This window comes from Streptomyces sp. NPDC059696, from assembly GCF_042733745.1.
Taxonomy (GTDB): Bacteria; Actinomycetota; Actinomycetes; order Streptomycetales; family Streptomycetaceae; genus Streptomyces.
On sequence record NZ_JBHWFG010000038.1, the window covers coordinates 18,482 to 34,872 of the forward strand.

At 73.2% G+C, this 16,391-nt stretch carries 18 protein-coding genes; 8 read left to right on the forward strand and 10 right to left on the reverse strand.

Annotated features, from left to right (window positions below):
* Positions 1–5 precede the first annotated feature (5 nt).
* Positions 6–746, reverse strand: a complete 741-nt coding sequence (locus ACFV20_RS31075; RefSeq protein WP_385662680.1) for a cobalt-precorrin-6A reductase — start codon at positions 744–746, stop codon at positions 6–8.
* Between the two features lie 95 nt (positions 747–841).
* On the opposite strand from ACFV20_RS31075, the gene ACFV20_RS31080 reads away from it, so the two are divergent.
* A complete protein-coding gene (locus ACFV20_RS31080; RefSeq protein ID WP_385662683.1) occupies positions 842–1,642 on the forward strand; it encodes an HAD-IIA family hydrolase in 801 nt (266 codons plus the stop codon).
* Positions 1,643–1,644: 2 nt separating this feature from the next.
* Here ACFV20_RS31080 and ACFV20_RS31085 read toward each other — a convergent pair whose 3' ends face one another.
* Positions 1,645–2,418 carry a sulfite exporter TauE/SafE family protein gene (locus ACFV20_RS31085; RefSeq protein ID WP_385662686.1) on the reverse strand — a complete coding sequence of 258 codons (774 nt, stop codon included), beginning with the start codon at positions 2,416–2,418 and terminating at the stop codon, positions 1,645–1,647.
* Positions 2,419–2,518: 100 nt separating this feature from the next.
* Entirely contained in the window at positions 2,519–3,706 is a 1,188-nt protein-coding gene (locus tag ACFV20_RS31090; protein ID WP_385662689.1) for a thiolase family protein, read from the reverse strand.
* A gap of 183 nt (positions 3,707–3,889) precedes the next feature.
* On the opposite strand from ACFV20_RS31090, the gene ACFV20_RS31095 reads away from it, so the two are divergent.
* The 4 genes from ACFV20_RS31095 to ACFV20_RS31110 are packed head-to-tail and all read left to right on the forward strand — an operon-like array spanning position 3,890 to position 5,668.
* A complete protein-coding gene (locus tag ACFV20_RS31095; protein ID WP_385662692.1) occupies positions 3,890–4,147 on the forward strand; it encodes a WhiB family transcriptional regulator in 258 nt (85 codons plus the stop codon).
* Positions 4,144–4,620 carry a Dps family protein gene (locus ACFV20_RS31100; protein WP_385662695.1) on the forward strand — a complete coding sequence of 159 codons (477 nt, stop codon included), beginning with the start codon at positions 4,144–4,146 and terminating at the stop codon, positions 4,618–4,620. Before ACFV20_RS31095 ends, ACFV20_RS31100 begins: the two co-directional genes overlap by 4 nt.
* Before the next feature lie 52 nt (positions 4,621–4,672).
* Positions 4,673–5,017, forward strand: a complete 345-nt coding sequence (locus ACFV20_RS31105; RefSeq protein WP_385662697.1) for a DUF3140 domain-containing protein — start codon at positions 4,673–4,675, stop codon at positions 5,015–5,017.
* Positions 5,018–5,020: 3 nt separating this feature from the next.
* Complete coding sequence (locus tag ACFV20_RS31110) at positions 5,021–5,668, forward strand: endonuclease (protein ID WP_385662700.1); 648 nt, start codon at positions 5,021–5,023, stop codon at positions 5,666–5,668.
* Between the two features lie 24 nt (positions 5,669–5,692).
* Here ACFV20_RS31110 and ACFV20_RS31115 read toward each other — a convergent pair whose 3' ends face one another.
* The 7 genes from ACFV20_RS31115 to ACFV20_RS31145 are packed head-to-tail and all read right to left on the reverse strand — an operon-like array spanning position 5,693 to position 12,888.
* Complete coding sequence (locus tag ACFV20_RS31115; RefSeq protein ID WP_385662703.1) at positions 5,693–6,382, reverse strand: SDR family oxidoreductase; 690 nt, start codon at positions 6,380–6,382, stop codon at positions 5,693–5,695.
* Positions 6,379–7,260 (reverse strand): cupin domain-containing protein, encoded by an 882-nt coding sequence (locus ACFV20_RS31120; protein WP_385662706.1) that lies wholly within the window; start codon positions 7,258–7,260, stop codon positions 6,379–6,381. The genes ACFV20_RS31115 and ACFV20_RS31120 overlap by 4 nt, the downstream gene beginning before the upstream one ends.
* On the reverse strand, positions 7,257–8,618 hold the full coding sequence (locus ACFV20_RS31125) for an amidohydrolase family protein (protein WP_385662709.1): 1,362 nt from the start codon (positions 8,616–8,618) through the stop codon (positions 7,257–7,259). Before ACFV20_RS31125 ends, ACFV20_RS31120 begins: the two co-directional genes overlap by 4 nt.
* Positions 8,619–8,659: 41 nt before the next feature.
* Positions 8,660–9,640 (reverse strand): alpha-ketoacid dehydrogenase subunit beta, encoded by a 981-nt coding sequence (locus ACFV20_RS31130; RefSeq protein ID WP_385662712.1) that lies wholly within the window; start codon positions 9,638–9,640, stop codon positions 8,660–8,662.
* Positions 9,628–10,605, reverse strand: coding sequence for a thiamine pyrophosphate-dependent dehydrogenase E1 component subunit alpha (locus tag ACFV20_RS31135; protein WP_385662715.1), 978 nt, complete (start codon positions 10,603–10,605; stop codon positions 9,628–9,630). The genes ACFV20_RS31130 and ACFV20_RS31135 overlap by 13 nt, the downstream gene beginning before the upstream one ends.
* The gene (locus ACFV20_RS31140) at positions 10,605–12,122 is read right to left on the reverse strand and encodes a M24 family metallopeptidase (protein ID WP_385662717.1); all 1,518 of its coding nucleotides are present in this window, start codon (positions 12,120–12,122) and stop codon (positions 10,605–10,607) included. The genes ACFV20_RS31135 and ACFV20_RS31140 overlap by 1 nt, the downstream gene beginning before the upstream one ends.
* A 52-nt stretch (positions 12,123–12,174) precedes the next feature.
* On the reverse strand, positions 12,175–12,888 hold the full coding sequence (locus ACFV20_RS31145) for a helix-turn-helix domain-containing protein (protein ID WP_385662719.1): 714 nt from the start codon (positions 12,886–12,888) through the stop codon (positions 12,175–12,177).
* Between the two features lie 189 nt (positions 12,889–13,077).
* On the opposite strand from ACFV20_RS31145, the gene ACFV20_RS31150 reads away from it, so the two are divergent.
* The 3 genes from ACFV20_RS31150 to ACFV20_RS31160 all read left to right on the forward strand — a co-directional run bounded on the left by ACFV20_RS31150 (position 13,078) and on the right by ACFV20_RS31160 (position 16,391).
* Positions 13,078–13,893 (forward strand): hypothetical protein, encoded by an 816-nt coding sequence (locus tag ACFV20_RS31150; protein ID WP_385662721.1) that lies wholly within the window; start codon positions 13,078–13,080, stop codon positions 13,891–13,893.
* A 201-nt stretch (positions 13,894–14,094) separates the two neighbouring features.
* A complete protein-coding gene (locus tag ACFV20_RS31155; RefSeq protein WP_385662724.1) occupies positions 14,095–14,907 on the forward strand; it encodes an SAM-dependent methyltransferase in 813 nt (270 codons plus the stop codon).
* Positions 14,908–14,987: 80 nt separating this feature from the next.
* A complete protein-coding gene (locus tag ACFV20_RS31160) occupies positions 14,988–16,391 on the forward strand; it encodes a glutamine synthetase (RefSeq protein WP_385662727.1) in 1,404 nt (467 codons plus the stop codon).

A 16,391-nucleotide genomic window follows, 5' to 3' on the forward strand; every position in this document is an offset into this window, starting at 1 on the left:
GCGCCCTACCCGAGCCCGAGCCGCTCCATTACGCCCTCCACGTCGGGTACGGCCGTCACGCCGTCCGGCAGCGGCGGCCGCCGTACGACGACGACCGGCAGTTCGAGGTCCCGGGCCGCCGTCAGTTTGGCCGCCGTGGCCGCTCCCCCGCTGTCCTTGGTCACCAGGACCTCGACACGGTGCTCGCGCAGCAGGGCCGTCTCGCCGGGCACGGTGAACGGGCCGCGGGCGAGCAGCACACGGGTGTCGGGCGGCAGGGGCGGCTCGGGCGGGTCCACCGACCGCACGACGAAGTGGAGGTCCGTCAGGTGGGCGAAGGAGGCCAGACCGAGGCGCCCGGTGGTGAGCAGCACCCGGCGGCCGAGGCGTGGGAGGAGCTCCGCGGCGGCGTCCAGTGAGGGGACGGCATGCCACCGGTCCCCGGGGCCGGGCCGCCATCCGGGGCGGCGGAGCACCACCGCGGGCACGCCGGTCTCGCGCGCGGCGCCGGCGGCGTTGGCCGTGATCACCTCGGCGAAGGGATGGGTGGCGTCGACGAGCACGTCCACGCCCTCGTCCCGGAGCCATCGGGCCAGTCCCGCGGCCCCGCCGAATCCCCCCGTGCGCACCTCCCCGGCCAGCGCCCCGGGCTTGGTCACGCGCCCGGCGAGGGACGTCGTGACACGGACGCCGGGGCGGTCGGACAGCGCCGCGGCCAGGACACGGGCCTCGGTCGTGCCGCCGAGGATCAGGACGTGAGGGGACACGGCGTCGAGGGTACGAGGTCGGGCGAGGCCGGGAACGGGGTGGGTGCGGGGCCGCGTCCCCGGCGAAGGCCGCTGCTTGCGGTTATCGTCCTGGCATGGAGTCCGTGCGTGCCGTGCTCGTGGACATCGACGGGGTGCTCACCGTCTCGTGGCGGCCGTTGCCGGGGGCCGTCGAGGCGTTGCGGGAGATCCGCGAGGCCGGGTTCGGTGTTCTGCTGGTCACCAACACCACCTCCCGTACCCGGGCCTCGATCGCCGGGACGCTGGCGCAGGCGGGGTTCCCGGTGTCCGCCGAGGACATCCTGACCGCGCCCGCCGCCACCGCCGCCTACCTCGCCGAGCACTGTCCGGGCGCCCGGTGCGCGCTGTTGAACAGCGGCGACATCGCGGAGGACCTCGAAGGGGCCCGTCTGGTCGAGGAGGACGACACGGAGTCCGTGCCGGATGTCGTCCTGGTCGGCGGGGCCGGTCCCGAGTTCGGCTACGCGGCGCTCGACCGGGCCTTCGGTCATCTGCAGCGCGGGGCACGGCTGGTGGCGATGCACCGCAACCTGTACTGGCGCACGGCCGAGGGACTGCGGCTGGACTCCGGGGCGTTCCTGGCGGGTCTGGAGCGGGCCGCCCGGGTGGAGGCCGAGATCACCGGCAAGCCGGCGCGGGCGTTCTTCGACGCGGCGCTCGCGCGGCTGGGCGTCGGCGCGGACGAGGCGGTGATGGTCGGCGACGACGTGGAGTCCGATGTGCTGGCGGCGCAGTGGGCCGGGCTCACCGGGGTGCTCGTGCGGACCGGGAAGTTCCAGGAGGAGACGCTGCGGGCCGCGGACGGCAGGCCCGACCATGTGATCGACTCCTTCGCGGACCTCCCGGCGCTGCTGCGGGGGCCGGCGCGGCCGTAGGTTCAGCGCAGCAGGAGTTGCAGACCGCCCACGACCGTCGCCGCGATGACGAGCTGCTCGAACAGGCGCTGGTTGATCCGGTGCACGGCCCACTTGCCGAACAGCGCGCCGGGCACGACGAACGCCACGAGCGCGAGGTCGAGGAGCAGGGAGCGGCCGTCGATCAGGCCGAGGCCCGCACTGAAGGGCAGCTTGGAGACGTTGACGATCAGGAAGAAGAAGGCCGAGGTGCCGAGGAAGCCGAGTTTGCGGAAGCCGGCGGAGAGCAGGTACATCGACATCACGGGGCCGCCCGCGTTGGCGACCATGGTGGTGAAGCCGCCGAGGACGCCGTAGGAGCGGGCCTTGAGGCGGCCCGACCGGGTGGTGACCGACTCCGGTTCCTCCTCCTGGCCGGCCGTGCGCCGGCGCCACACCGTCACGGCCGCCATCAGCAGCAGGATCGCGCCGATCGAGGTCCGTACGATCGCGTCGTCGGCCCGGAGCAGGAACACCGTGCCGAGGACCACGCCCGCGGCGACCGCGGGCAACAGCCGCCACAGCGTGGGCCAGTGGGCGTGCCGCCGGTAGGTGGCGACGGCCAGGAGGTCCCCGGCGATCAGGATGGGCAGCAGCACGCCGGTGGAGGCGCGGGCGGGCAGCACGGCGGCGAAGATGGCGAGACTGACCGTGTTGGCCCCGCTCACGGCGGTCTTGGAGAAGCCGACGAGCAGGGCCGCGAGGGCGAGGGCGGCGAACTCCCAGCCGGTGATGTGCCAGAGCGTCATGGTGTTCATGCGAACACTGATGCTATGTGCAACGAATGGGTGCTGTAAGCGCTGTCTCGCCTGGTGGGCCGGGCGGGGCCGCTGGGACCGCTGGGGCCGATGGGACCGCTCAGGGCCGTTCGACGAGGAGCGCGCTTCCCTGGCCCACCCCGACGCACATCGTGGCGAGGCCCCGCTCCGCGCCCGTGCGCCGCATCCGGTGGAGCAGCGTCGTCAGGATGCGGGCGCCGGAGCAGCCCAGGGGGTGGCCCAGCGCGATGGCCCCTCCGCTGGGGTTGACCAGTTCGGGGTCGATGCCGAGCTGGTCCACGCAGGCCAGGGCCTGCGCGGCGAAGGCCTCGTTGAACTCGGCCTCCTCCAGGTCGTCGACGCTCCAGCCGGCGCGTGCCAGCACCTTGCGGGTGGCGGGGACCGGGCCGATGCCCATCACGTCGGGGTGGACTCCGGCGGAGGCGCCGGCGACGTAGCGGCCCAGGGACGTGAGGCCCAGGTCGTTCAGGGCCTCCTCGCTGACCAGGAGGAGGCCGGCGGCGCCGTCGTTCATCGGTGAGGCGTTGCCCGCGGTGACCGTGCCGCCGTCGCGGAACACCGGCTTCAGCCGGGAGAGCTTTTCGTACGAGGTGTCCTCGCGGACGCATTCGTCGGTGTCGACGACCACACCGTCGGGGCGTTCGACGGGGAGGAGTTCGTCGTCGAAGTGGCCGTTCTTGCGGGCCAGGGCGGCGCGCTGGTGGCTGCGCAGGGCGAACTCGTCCTGCCGTTCGCGCGGGATGCCGTACCGCGCGGCGACCTCCTCGGCCGTCTCGCCCATGGCGAGCAGGCCGTGCAGTTCGCGCATCGCCGGGTTGACCAGGCGCCAGCCGAGGCGGGTGTCGGCGGTCTCCATGCGGTGCGGCAGGACCTCGTCGGGGCGGGGCAGCACGAAGGGGGCGCGGCTCATCGACTCGGAGCCGCCCGCGATCACGACGTCGGCCTCACCGGCGGCGATGGTGCGGGCGGCGGTGGTCACGGCCTCCAGGCCCGACGCGCACAGGCGGTTGACGGTGGCGCCGGGCACGGAGTCGGGGAGACCGGCGAGCAGCGCGGCCATGCGGGCGACGTTGCGGTTGTCCTCGCCGGCCTGGTTGGCGGCTCCCCAGTAGACGTCGTCGATCCGGGCGGGATCCAGCGCGGGCACGCCGGCGACCAGGGCGCGGACCACACTCGCCGCGAGGTCGTCGGGCCGTACCGAGGAGAGGGCTCCTCGCAGCTTGCCGATGGGGGTGCGGCGGGCGGCCGCGAAGTGGACGGAACGCACGGGAGGCTCCTCACGCCGCGCATCAACGCGCATTAATTAGCACTGCTAGTTTCGGACTATAGACCCTCGGCCCGCCTTCTGTGAAGATTCTGCGCCATCAGGGACTCCTGGCAGTCGTATCGCAGGTCGGGTGAGGTTCGCACGTCGGGTTTGCACCGATGCGCCCGGGGCACCCGCGCGTTCATGGAGTGGTTGCGGAGCGCCGCCTGCGTGGACGAGGACCCCGAGCTGTTCTTTCCCGTCGGCACCGCTGGCCCCGCCCTGCGTGACGTGAGCGCCGCGAAGCGGGTCTGCGCCCGCTGCCCGGTCACCGACCAGTGCCTGAGCTTCGCGCTGAGCAGCGGTCAGGCCTCGGGCGTGTGGGGCGGCACCGGCGAGGAGGAACGCGACGCACTGCTCCGGACGACGAGGAACGACGTGAGAAGGAGAAGCGCCCTATGACGACTGTGAGGAGCACCCTGCCCGACGACGCCCGCAAGGTCGCCTGCGAGGCACTCCAGGACACCTTGGTGGATCTGCTCGGGCTCTCGCTGGTCGGGAAGCAGGCGCACTGGAACGTCGTCGGACCGCGGTTCCGGTCCATCCACCTCCAGCTCGACGAGGTGGTCACGGCGGCACGGGACTTCGCCGACACGGTCGCGGAGCGGTCCGCGGCGCTGGGCGTCCCGCCGGACGGCCGGCCCGAGACCGTCGCCAAGGCCTTCACGCTGCCCGCCCCGCAGGAGGGCTGGGTGCGCGACTCGGACGCCGTGCGGGTGATGGTGAACGCGCTGCAGGAGGCGGTCGCCCGGCTGCGCGAGCGTATCGACGCGACCGAGAAGGCCGACCCCGTCACCCAGGACCTGCTGATCGGCATCACCGCGGAGCTGGAGAAGCAGCGGTGGATGTTCGACGCCGAGAACTTCCCCCGCTGACCGGCGGGGCGACGGCGCAGGGCATCCGACGAACGCACGGAAGGGGCAGACGATGACCGACGCCCTCGAAAAGGACGCGCTGTGGGAGGACTTCCACCGCGTGGTGAACATGACGTCGCAGGAACTCGCGGCCTGGCTGCGGGTCCGTGACGCCGACGAGGACACCGAGCCGCTGCCCGAGCAGGCGGGTTCGCCCACCGGGCAGCATGTGCTGGCCATCCTGCAGAAGCGGCGCACCGACCTGACCGAGGACGACCTGCGCGTGATGCGGAAGGTCGTCGACACGGTCACCGCCCAGGTGGACCTGGAGAACGAGCCCGAACCCGAGGTGACGGCCGAGGACACCCGTCGCCGGCACCGGCTGATGACCGTCGGGCACGATCCGCTGAAGGGATAGGACGTGGACCGTCGGCAGCGCGTCGTCCGGGAGCTTCTGGACGCGCACGGCCGGACGTACGCCGAGGAGGCGGGCATCGGACTGAAGGACACGCCGCAGCCGCTGTACCGGCTGCTGGTGCTGTCCCACCTGCTCAGTGCCCGCATCCGCGGCTCCGTCGCGCTGGCCACCGCCCGTTCCCTGCACGAGGCGGGGCTGCGCGATCCGCGGCGCATGGCGCGGGCCTCCTGGCAGGAACGGGTCGACGCCCTGGGCCGGGGCGGTTACCGGCGCTACGACGAACGCACGGCCACCCAGCTCGGCGACGGAGCCGAGCTCCTCGTCCGGCGGTGGGGCGGTGATCTGCGGCAGCTGCGCGAGGAGGCGGACGGGAAGGTGCCCGAACTGCGGCGTCTGCTCCAGGAGTTCCCCGGCGTGGGCCCCGCGGGCGCCGACATCTTCCTGCGCGAGGCGCAGGGCGTGTGGCCGGAGGCGGCCCCCTACCTGGACGCCAAGGCCCTGCAGGGCGCCGGGCGGCTGAATCTCCCCACGGACCCCGAGCGCCTCGCCGAGCTGGCCGGGGACGCCGACCCGGCCGTCTTCGCCGCGGCTCTGGTACGGGCGGCGGTGGAGAAGGAGGCCGCACCGGACACGCTGCGGCGCGCCGGGTGACCGCCGCCTCGGCCCCCGGGCCGCTCATCCGAGCAACCAGCCCCCGTCCACGGTCAGTTCGACCGCGTTGACCGACCGGTTGCGCAGCAGGAAGTCCACCGCGTCCACGACATCGTCCATCGAGGCGAGCCGTCCCGTGGGGGTCTCGGTGCGCAGGGTGGTGAGCACCTTCTCCGGTTTGGCCTGCCAGTACGGGCTGTCGCCCACGACACCGGGATGCACGGCGTTGACCCGGACGGGGGCCAGCTCGACGGCGAGGGTGTGCATCAGGCCCCGCACCCCCGCGTTGACCGTCGCCACCGTCGTCGCGCCCGGGTAGGGGCGCTCCTTGGCCTGGCCGCCGAAGAGCACGATGGCGCTGCCGTCGTGCAGGCGGCCGCACAGCGTGTGCACGACCTCCGTGTACCCGACGAGTTTGAGGGTGACCAGGCGCAGGGCCGCGTCGATGTCGTACTCGGTGACCTTGTTGTCGTCCCGGGAGACCCCCGCGATCACCAGATGGTCGACGCGTCCCAGGCCGGCCAGGGCGGCCGCGATCTCCAGCGGCCGGGTCAGGTCGAGGGCGCGTCCGCGTGCGCCGAACTCCTTGGCGACCGTGTCGGCCCGCTGGGCGTCGCGGCTGGTGAGAACCACGTCGTCCCCGCGCTCGGCGCGCGTGCGGGCGAATGCCAGCCCGATCCCGGACGTTCCGCCGACGACGAGCACACTGCTCATGACTGTTCCTCCAGTGCCGAGCGCAGGTAGTCCCAGTCCCGTGTGAACCGGTAGGAGTGCCGTGACGGCGGTTGCGGCGCCTGGGTCTCCAGCCAGCGCAGCGGGCCGCGCCCGGCGTTGGCGAACCCGTGCACGCACCCGGCGCCCGCCCAGGCCACGTCGCCGGGTTCCAGCCGGTACCGCTCGCCGTCGAGGGTGGCCTCCGCGACGCCCTCCAGGATCAGATACGTCTCCTCGAAGGGGTGGTCGTGGGTGCCGATGATCCCGTCGGACGCGTACTGCACCATGAACATCGTCGAGGCGACCGCGCCCAGATCGCCGTCGATCATCATCTTCACCGTGATCCCGCTGTAGACGAGCAGCGCGGTCCGCATGCTCGCCGTGACGGCCAGCAGGTCCTGGGACTGCCGGCCGGGGTCCATCTGGGCGGGCTCGAAGTGGCCGAAGGAGCGGGTGCGCGGGTCGCGGACGTCGATGCGGGCCGGTGCACGGGCGGGCAGGCCCGGCACGGCCTGGGTGTCGTGTCCGTAGCGGGCGCGCGGCACCGGGGCCAGCATGTCCGCCCAGCGGCCGCCGGTGTTCCCGTCCCCGCGCCAGGCGTGCGGGACGCCGGTCGGCACCAGGCCGTAGTCGCCCTCCTCCAGCAGGTACGAGCCCTCGGGGAGGTCCAGGATCACGGCCCCGTCGAGGACGAGGAAGGTCTCCTCGTACGAGTGCACGTGGGCGGGCACCCGGCCGTCGGGACGCAGGTCGCACAGGCCGAAGCCGGTGTGGACACTGCCGTCGTCCTCGCCGACCAGCGCCCGCCGCCGGTGGCCCCGGCCGTCGTGGGGGGTGCCGGGCAGGTCGGGGGCGTGGCGCACCAGGTGAGCGCTCATGCCGGAGCCTTCGCCGCCTTGGCCTCCTTCGCCGCGAGGAGCCGGTCGCGGGATGCGCCGACGAGCCGCAGGGCCCGGGCGGTGTCGCCGAGGAGCCTGCCGTCCCGCTTGCGGATCACGCCGTCGACCAGGACGGTGTCCACGTTGGAGACGTCGGCGCACAGGGTCACCGCGGCCGCCGCGTCGTGCACGGGGGCGACGTTGGGGGCGGTGGCGTCGATCGCGACGACGTCGGCGCGCTTGCCGGGGGTCAGGGAGCCGGTGCGGTCCTCCAGACCGGCGACGTGGGCGCCGTTCACGGTGGCGATCTCCAGCATCTGACGTGCTGTCAGCATGGTGCTGGGCACGGGCATGTTGGCCTGCCAGCAGTCGGCGTTGACCCGGGCGCGTTCGGCACCGAAGGCCGCGCGGATCTGGGTGAACATGTCGCCGGGCACGGTGGTGACGACGTCGATGCTGAGCGCCGGCCGCAGGCCGTACTCGATGGCCTGCATCACGGGCGGCCAGCCGTGCCCCATCTGGAGCTCCACCTGGGGCGCGACGGAGACCGTGCCGCCGCTGTCGGCGACCATCCGCCACTCCTCCCCGCTGAGGTGGCAGCTGTGGACATAGGTGGTGTCCGGACCGAGCAGCCCCAGGGCGTGGAGCTGCCTGACCATGCCGAAGCGGCCGGCGAGGCGCCCCATGGCCACGTGCACGGTGATCGGCAGGCCCAGCTCCCTCGCCATGGCCCACTCGGCGGTGACGACCTCGTCGACGCAGAAGCCCGGGCCGCGGGTGGCCAGGCCCATGGTCAGCAGCCCGTCGCCGGACGCGAAGTACGTCGACCTGATCCGCCGCACGTCGTCCGCGGGAATCGCGATCCGGCTCTCGAACCAGTACTCGGCGAGGGAGGTGTTGGCGCTGCCGTACGCGTACTGCGCCCGGATGCCGGATTCCCGCAGGCCCTGGATCGCCGCGTCCGGGTGCTCGGGGGTGTTGTTGATGTGCGACCAGTCGACGAGCGTGGTGATGCCGGCGTTGAGGCACTCCAGCGCGCCCGCGAGGTTGCCCGCGTACACGTCCTCCGGGGTGTACAGGGGCGCGAAGGTGTCGAGGACGTCCACGAAGTAGTCGTCGAGGGTGGCGTCGGGGGCCACGCCCCGGATGGGCGCCTCCCAAGTGTGGCGGTGGGTGTCGACGAAGCCGGGGATCACGATGCGGCCGCTCATGTCGAGGACTTCGGCGTCGGCGCTGATCTCGGGTTCGACGGCCGCGATCCGGCCGTCCTCGACGAGGACGTCCCCCTGGGGCAGGTCCCCGATGCCCGGGTCCATCGAGATCACGTGACCGGAGCGCAGCAGTGTCCTGGTGGTCATCGCGGTTCCTCCCATGGGGTGTGCGGTGGCGGGTGGGCGGCTCAGTAGGCGGCGAGTCGGCGGACCTCCGTGACGACCTTGTCGACGGTCGGGACGACCTGTTCCTCCAGCGCGTCGGCGAACGGCAGCGGGACGCACTTCCCCGCCACCCGCCGCACGGGCGCGTCGAGGAGACCGAACCCCTCGTCGGCGACGACCGAGACGACGGTGGCGCCCCAGCCGCCCTGGTACGGGTTCTCCTCGACGGTGACGAGCCGGGAGGTCCTGCGCAGCGAGGCGAGGACGGTCGCGGCGTCGAGCGGGACCAGGCAGCGCAGGTCGACCACCTCGGCTTCGATGCCCTCCCCTGCCAGGATGTCGGCGGCCTTCTGGGCCAAGGGGACCGTGGAGGCTAGCGCGACGAGCGTGATGTCGCCGCCCGCGCGGACGACCGCGGCCCGGCCCAGCTCGACGATGTGATCGGGCGGGGGCGGCGGGCCCTTGGTGGCGAACAGTCCCTTGTGCTCGAAGAAGATCACCGGGTCCTCGCTGCGGATCGCCGCGGCCAGCATGCCGACGACGTCGGCGGGTGTCGCGGGCGCCGCGATCTTCAGCCCGGGGACGGTCAGCGCCCAGTTCTCGGTGGCCTGGGAGTGCTGGGCGCCGAAGCCGAGCCCGCCGCCGTTGGCGGTGCGCACGACGAGCGGCACGGTCACCTGGCCGCCGGTCATGTACCGCACCTTGGGGATCTCGTTGGCGAGGTAGTCCCAGCAGCAGGCCAGGAAGTCGGAGAACATGATCTCCGCGACGGGCCGCATCCCGGTCATGGCGGCCCCCATCGCCGCGCCCACGATGGCCTGCTCGGAGATGGGCGTGTCCCATACCCGCTCGGGCCCGAACTCCTCCCACAGCCCCGTGGTCGTCTTGAACACCCCGCCGGCCGCGCCGATGTCCTCCCCGAGGCACACCACCGACGCGTCCCGCCGCATCTCGCGGGCGATGCCCTCGGCGACCGCGTCCCGGTAGGTGATCACGTCCGCCATGCGGCACCCCCGTCCGCCCACACGTCGGTCAGCGCCTCACCCGGGTCGGGCGGGGGCGCGGCCTTCGCCGCCTCCACGGCCCGCTCCACGACGGCCCGGGCCCGCTCGTCGCACTCGGCGAGCCTCTCCTCCCCCACCCCCAGCTCGGCCAGCCGCCCCCGCGCGAGGTCCAACGGGTCGTGCTTCAGCCAGCGTTCGACCTCCTCGGCCGGGCGGTAGGCCGCCGGGTCGGTACGGCTGTGCCCGAAGTGGCGGTAGGTCTCGGCCTCCAGCACGGCGGGCCCGTCCCCGGCCCGGGCCCGCCGGGCCAGCCGCCCCACCGCCTCCTCGACCGCGACGACGTCGTTGCCGTCGACGACCTCGCCGGGGATGCCGTGGGCGGGGGCCCGGTCGGCCGCGGGCCGGGGCACGGCCGTGACGTCGGCGATCGGCGTGTACTCCATGTACAGGTTGTTCTCGCACACGAACAGCACCGGCAGCTTCCACACAGCGGCCAGGTTCAGCGACTCGTGGAAGGCTCCGATGTTGGTCGCGCCGTCGCCGAAGAAGGCGACCGCGAGCTGCCCGGTGCCCCGCAGCCGGGCCGACCAGGCGGCACCCACCGCCATCGGGAGGTGGGCGCCGACGATGGCGTACGAACCGAGCATGCCGGTGGCCGCCTTGGTCAGGTGCATGGAACCGCCCTTGGCGCGGCACAGCCCGGTGGAGCGGCTCATCAGCTCGGCGAGGCACTCCTCGGGCGTGGCGCCCCGGGCGAGGGCGTGGTGGTGGCCCCGGTAGGTGGCGAACACGTAGTCGTCCGGGCGCAGGGCGGCGCTCGCGCCCACGGCGACCGCCTCCTGCCCGGCGGCCAGGTGCGTGGTGCCCTTCACCAGGCCCCGCAGGAACAGGTCGTGGGCGGCCTTCTCCGTGCGGCGGATGACGTTCATCCGCTCGTACCGGTCGAGGAGCGCGCCGGCGTCCATCAGCGGTCCCCGCCGGTGGTGCGGGGGCGGCCCGCGCTGTGTGCCCGCGAGCGCTCCCCGGCTCCTGCCCGTGCGCGTCCCCCGGTGTCCGCCTGCGCGCGTCCCCCGGTGTCCGCCTGCGCGCGTCCCCCGGTGTCCGCCTGCGCGCCGTCCCGGGTGCCCGCCCCGGCGCGGTCCGGGGCCGCCGCCCGTGCGCGGTCCCCGGTGTTGAGGTGGGACTGCGCCTCGCGGCGGGTGTTCAGCTCGCCGCCGGCCGTCCAGTACTTGCGCCCGGCCACCAGCAGTTCCTCGGCAGGGAACTTGGTGATGACCTCGCAGCCGTCGGCGGTGACGACCAGTTCCTCCTCGATCCGGGCGGCGGACCAGCCGTCGGCGGCCGGCCAGTACGTCTCCAGGGCGAACACCATGCCCTCCTGGAGGACTTCGGGGTGGTCGAGGGAGACCAGACGGCTGAAGACCGGCTTCTCCCAGATCGACAGGCCCACGCCGTGGCCGTACTGGAGGGCGAACGCGGCGGTCTCGTCGGCGAAGCCGAACTCCTCGGCGCGCGGCCAGACCCGCACGACGTCGGCGGTGGTGGCGCCCGGCCGGACCAGGGCGATCGCCTCGTCCATGTACTCCCGGCAGCGCACGTACGCGTCCCGCTGCGCCCGCGAGGCGCTGCCCACGGCGAACGTGCGGTAGTAGCAGGTGCGGTAGCCGAGGTGGCTGTGCAGGATGTCGAAGAAGGCCGGGTCGCCGGGGCGGACCAACCGGTCGCTGTAGACGTGCGGATGCGGTGAACAGCGCTCTCCCGAGATGGCGTTGACGCCCTCGACGTACTCGCTGCCGAGGTCGTACAGCACCTTGCTGACCACGCCGACGCACTCGTTCTCGCGCACTCCCGGGCGCAGGTACCCGTACAGCTCCTCGTAGGCGGCGTCGACCATGGCGCACGCCTGGGTGAGCAGGGAGATCTCGTCGCCGGTCTTGATGCGGCGGGCCTCCAGGAACACCTGCTGCCCGTCGACGACGTCGATGCCCTCGGCGCCCAGCGCGGTGAGGACGGGCATCTCGGCGACGTCGACGCCGAGCGGCTCGCCCGCCAGACCATGGGCCCGCAGCTCGGCTGCGATCTTGGCCGCCACGTCCTGGGCGATCCCGGCGTCCGGGTGGAAGGCGCCGCGCAGGGTGGAGATGCCGGCCCGGGCGCCGGTGGGCGGGCCGCCCTCGCCGTCGCTGTGGTCGAGCCAGGGGTTGTAGAGCTGGTGGTGTCGGGCGGCCGAGCCGAAGTCCCAGACGACCGGTTCGCCGTCGCGGACCAGCAGGGCGAAGCGGATCAGCTTGTCCATCGCCCAGGTGCCGATGTGGGTGGCCGTCATGTAGCGGATGTTGGCGAAGTCGAAGCTGAGCACCGCGCCGAGGGAGGAGCGGTTCAGCGACTCGTGCAGCCGGGCCAGCCGCTGCCCGCGCAGCCGGTCCAGGTCGATGCGCTCTTCCCAGTCGACGGCGTTGGGGCCGTATGTGTGGATCGCCATGGCGACCACCCCCACTTCGGAGTGAACGCCCGTGTGCGAGGGGTGTCAAGTGTCACTGAACATCGCCGGACACGAACCAGACGCCCACCGCCGGTACCTCTCCATCGTTGCGGTAGCGGTGGGGGGTCGTCGACTCGAAGCAGACGGAATCGCCCGGCCGCAGCGTGTACTCCTCGAAGGCGAGGGTGAGGATCAGCTCGCCGGACGTCAGATGGCCGTACTCGGTCCCGGGGTGCCGCATCAGCGCCCCGGAGGCGGACGACGACCCACCGGGCCGGTAGGTCACGAGCAGGAAGTCGGCCTCCGCGCCCGGGACCCGCCCGAGCCGCTCCCACACGACTCCCGAGTCCAGCTCCAGCCTCTCGCGCCCGCCGGCGGCGACCAGCGGCCCGATCCGCCGCCCCGGCTCGGCGGCGAAGGCGGCGAGGGCGAGGGGCACGGTGGGGGGCGCGGCGACGGGGGACGCGGCGGGAAGATCCCCTCCGGCACCCGCCCGGACCGGCTCCCGGGCCGGCTCCCGGGCCGGCTCCCGGGCCGGCTCCCGGGCCGGCTCCCGGGCGTCGAAGAGGGACTCCACGGAGATTCCCAGTGCCGTGGTGATCGCGTACAGGGTGCTGACCGACGGCTGGCTCTTCCCGGTCTCGATCTGCGACACGAGACTCGCCGACACCCCGACCTCACGGGCCAGCGCGCGCAGGCTCGTGCCGCGCTCCAGGCGGGCCTGCCTGATGCGCGCACCGACAGGCGGCACGACGGCGGGGGACACGGGCGGCTCCTCTCGCCCACGGGTGTGTGCATCGAGACGGGTATGTGCAGTCCCATTGAACAGCCCCCAAGGGGTGCGAAGCCAGAGGGGTCCCGACGGTGCTCACCCGAACGGTCCGGCGCCGGTGGTGGGCCCCCGGTGGCGGTGGTGCGCTGGGGGCACGCGTCACGCTCTCAGGAGGCACTCCCGATGACCCGTCGTCCGGCCCGGCTCGTCCACGTCCTCTCCACCGCCCTGGCGGCGGGCACGCTGCTCTCCACAGCCGCCTGCTCGGACGACGGCGGCACGGACGCCTCACGCGTCTCCGGCGTCACCGCGTCCCAGGTCGCCGGGAGGGCGCAGTCCCCGTCCTCCACCGCCACCCTCTCCACGGACGGCGCGCGCACCGCGCTGATCACCGAGGCGGACATCGAGGACGACTGGACGCAGGTCAAGGACACCGAGGCCGAGAACTGGCACGACAGCCTGCTGGTCGGCACGGTCGACGTGTCCGACTTCGTCTCCGGCAAGGCCCAGGCGTCCGACTGCCAGCGGCTCATGGACTCCCTGTACGACGACGACCTGCTGGGCAGGCCGTCGGGTGCGTCCGCCCTGCGCGGCTTCGAGCAGGGCGACTCCCGCCTGCTGTACCAGGTCGCCTCCTACGACCGGACCGATCCGCAGGACTCCCTGAACTGGATGGCGTCCCTACCGGAGAAGTGCGACCAGTTCACCCTGACCGACGGCAAGGACAAGCGCACCGTGCAGGTCATCGAGACCTCGGTGCCCAAGGTGGGCGACGCCCGTCAGGGCCTGGAGGTGACGGTGCGGGGCCAGGTCGACGGCAACGACGCCACACTGACCCTGGACGTCGCCGCCGTACGGGTCGGCGACGACGCGATCACCGTCACCGCGGGCGGGCTCGACGGGGGCGAGGACGACTCCATGAAGCAGGCGGCGCAACAGGGCACCCAGCGGCTGGAGGACGTCCTGGCCGGGAAGTCGCCCGCCGCGAGCCCCACGTAGGCCGAGCCCACATAGGCCGAGCCCACATAGGCCGAGCCCACATAGGCCGAGCCCACATAGGCCGTTCCCCACGCCGAGAGGCTCCTTGCCCGCGCCAACCGCCGTTCCCACTCCGCCGATTCACGGGACAGCGTGATCACCGGGGCGGCACAATGGCGGCGGCGACCGGCGTCGGTCGTGCGTGCGAGGAGAGGACGAGTCGTGAGTGATGGCCACACCCCTTCCGGAGGGTGGGCGAGGCTGAACACCGGTGTGGCGCACAACGCGCGCGTGTGGAACTACTGGATCGGCGGCAAGGACAACTACGAGGTCGACCAGCAGGTCGGCGAACACGTCGCCGGCATGTTCCCGATCATCCGGGACATCGCCCGGGCCGACCGCGACTTCCTCGGCCGGGCCGTGTCGTTCCTCGCCGGTGAACGGGGAGTGCGCCAGTTCCTCGACATCGGCACGGGGCTGCCGACGGCGGACAACACCCACGAGATCGCCCAGCGGCTCGCACCCGACTCGCGCATCGTCTACGTCGACAACGACCCGATCGTGCTGGTGCACGCCCGCACCCTGCTCACCGGCACCCACGACGGTGTCACCGCCTACATCGACGCCGACGTGCACGACCCGGACGCCATCGTCGAACGGGCCGGGCAGACCCTCGACTTCACCGAGCCCGTCGCCGTGATGATGCTGGGCATCCTCAACTTCGTCCTGGACGTCGAGAAGGCCCGGGACATCGTGCGCCGGGTGATGGCCGCGGTGCCCTCCGGCAGCTTCCTGGTCCTCACCCACCCGACCTACGACGACGAGCTCGGCGGCGCGGGCCAGATCCCGGCCATGACGTTCTGGAACGAGAACGCCACTCCCCCGATCACGGCCCGCAGCGGCTCGGACATCGCCACGTTCTTCGAGGGGCTCGAGGTACTCGAACCGGGCATGGTGTCGTGCGGGCAGTGGCGTGCCGAGCCCGGCTCGGCCGTGCTGGTTCCCCAGTACGGCGCGGTGGCCGTGAAACCCTGACGGGCACCGCCCTCGGGGCCGGCGCCGCCCGTGCGCCCTCGCCGCCCTCGCCGCAGAAGTCCGAGAACCGCGGAGGACTGATGACCACCCTGGCCGATCCCGTGCCCGGCGGCCGTCCGGGCGACGTCGAGCGGGCCACCGCACTGAGCGGCGAACTCGCCGGGCGGGGGGTGCACGGTGTCGTACTGGCCTATGTCGACACCGCGGGCATCGGCCGGGTGAAGACCGTCCCCACCGCCCGGCTGTCCGCCGCGGCGGCCTGGGGCGTCGGCATGTCGCCGGTGTTCGACACCTTCCTGGCGGACGACTCCGTCGTCACCACCGACGTCCTGGGCTCGCCCGACGGCGATCTGCGTCTCTACCCGGACCTGGACGGGCTCGTCGTCTTGGCCGGGCAGCCCGGCTGGGCCTGGGCACCGGTCGACCGCGTCACCCAGGACGGCGAGCGGCACCCCGGCTGCACCCGCACGTTCCTGCGGCGGACCGTCGCCGAGGCGGCCGAGCGGCACGGCCTCACCTTCAAGGCGGCCGTCGAGGTCGAGTGGACCGTGGCCCGGGGCGACGCCCCCGGCGACATGTTCGTGCCGGCGACGACCGGACCGGCGTACGGGGCGATCCGGCAGGTCGAGCTCGGTGACTACACCGCCGATCTGCTGGCCGCGTGCGCGGCGCAGGGCATCGACGTCGAGCAGGTCCACCCCGAGTACGCGGCCGGGCAGTTCGAGATCTCGGTGGCTGCCGCCGACCCGGTGGCGGCGGCCGACCGCAGCGTGCTGGTCCGCCAGACCGTCCGCGCGGTCGCCGGGCGGCACGGGCTGCGGGTGTCCTTCGCCCCGGCCGTGGTGGGCCGGGGCGTCGGGAACGGCGGCCACGTCCACCTGTCCGCCTGGCGAGACGGCGTGAACCTGCACTCCGGGGGCCCGGGCCGGTACGGCATGACGGCGGAGGCGGAGTCGTTCACGGCCGGCATCCTCGCCCACCTGCCCGCCCTCACGGCCGTCACCGCCCCGAGCCCCGCCAGCCACCTGCGGCTCAGACCCTCCCAGTGGGCCGGGGTGTTCACCGCCTGGGGCCGCGAGACCCGGGAGACCGCGCTGCGTGTCGTCACCGGCACCGCCGGACTGCGCGACCGGGCGGCCAACCTGGAGATCAAGCCCGTCGACCTGGCCGCCAACCCCTACCTCGCGATCGGCTCCCTGATCGTCGCCGGTCTCGACGGACTGACGTCGTCGGCCGCCCTGCCCGACGAGACCACCGGGAACCCGGCCCACCTGGGCGAGGCGGAGGCGGCGGCCCGGGGCGTGCGGCGCCTGCCGGTCTCCCTGGAGGGCGCCGTCGAGGAGTTCCGCGCGGACGCCGCCCTGCGCGCGGCCCTCGGCCCGGTCCTGACCGACGCGGTGATCGCCGTCCGCCTCGGCGAAGCGGCGTCCGTCGCCGGGCTCGACGACGACCGGGTGGCGGCGGCGTACCGCTGGAAGTACTGA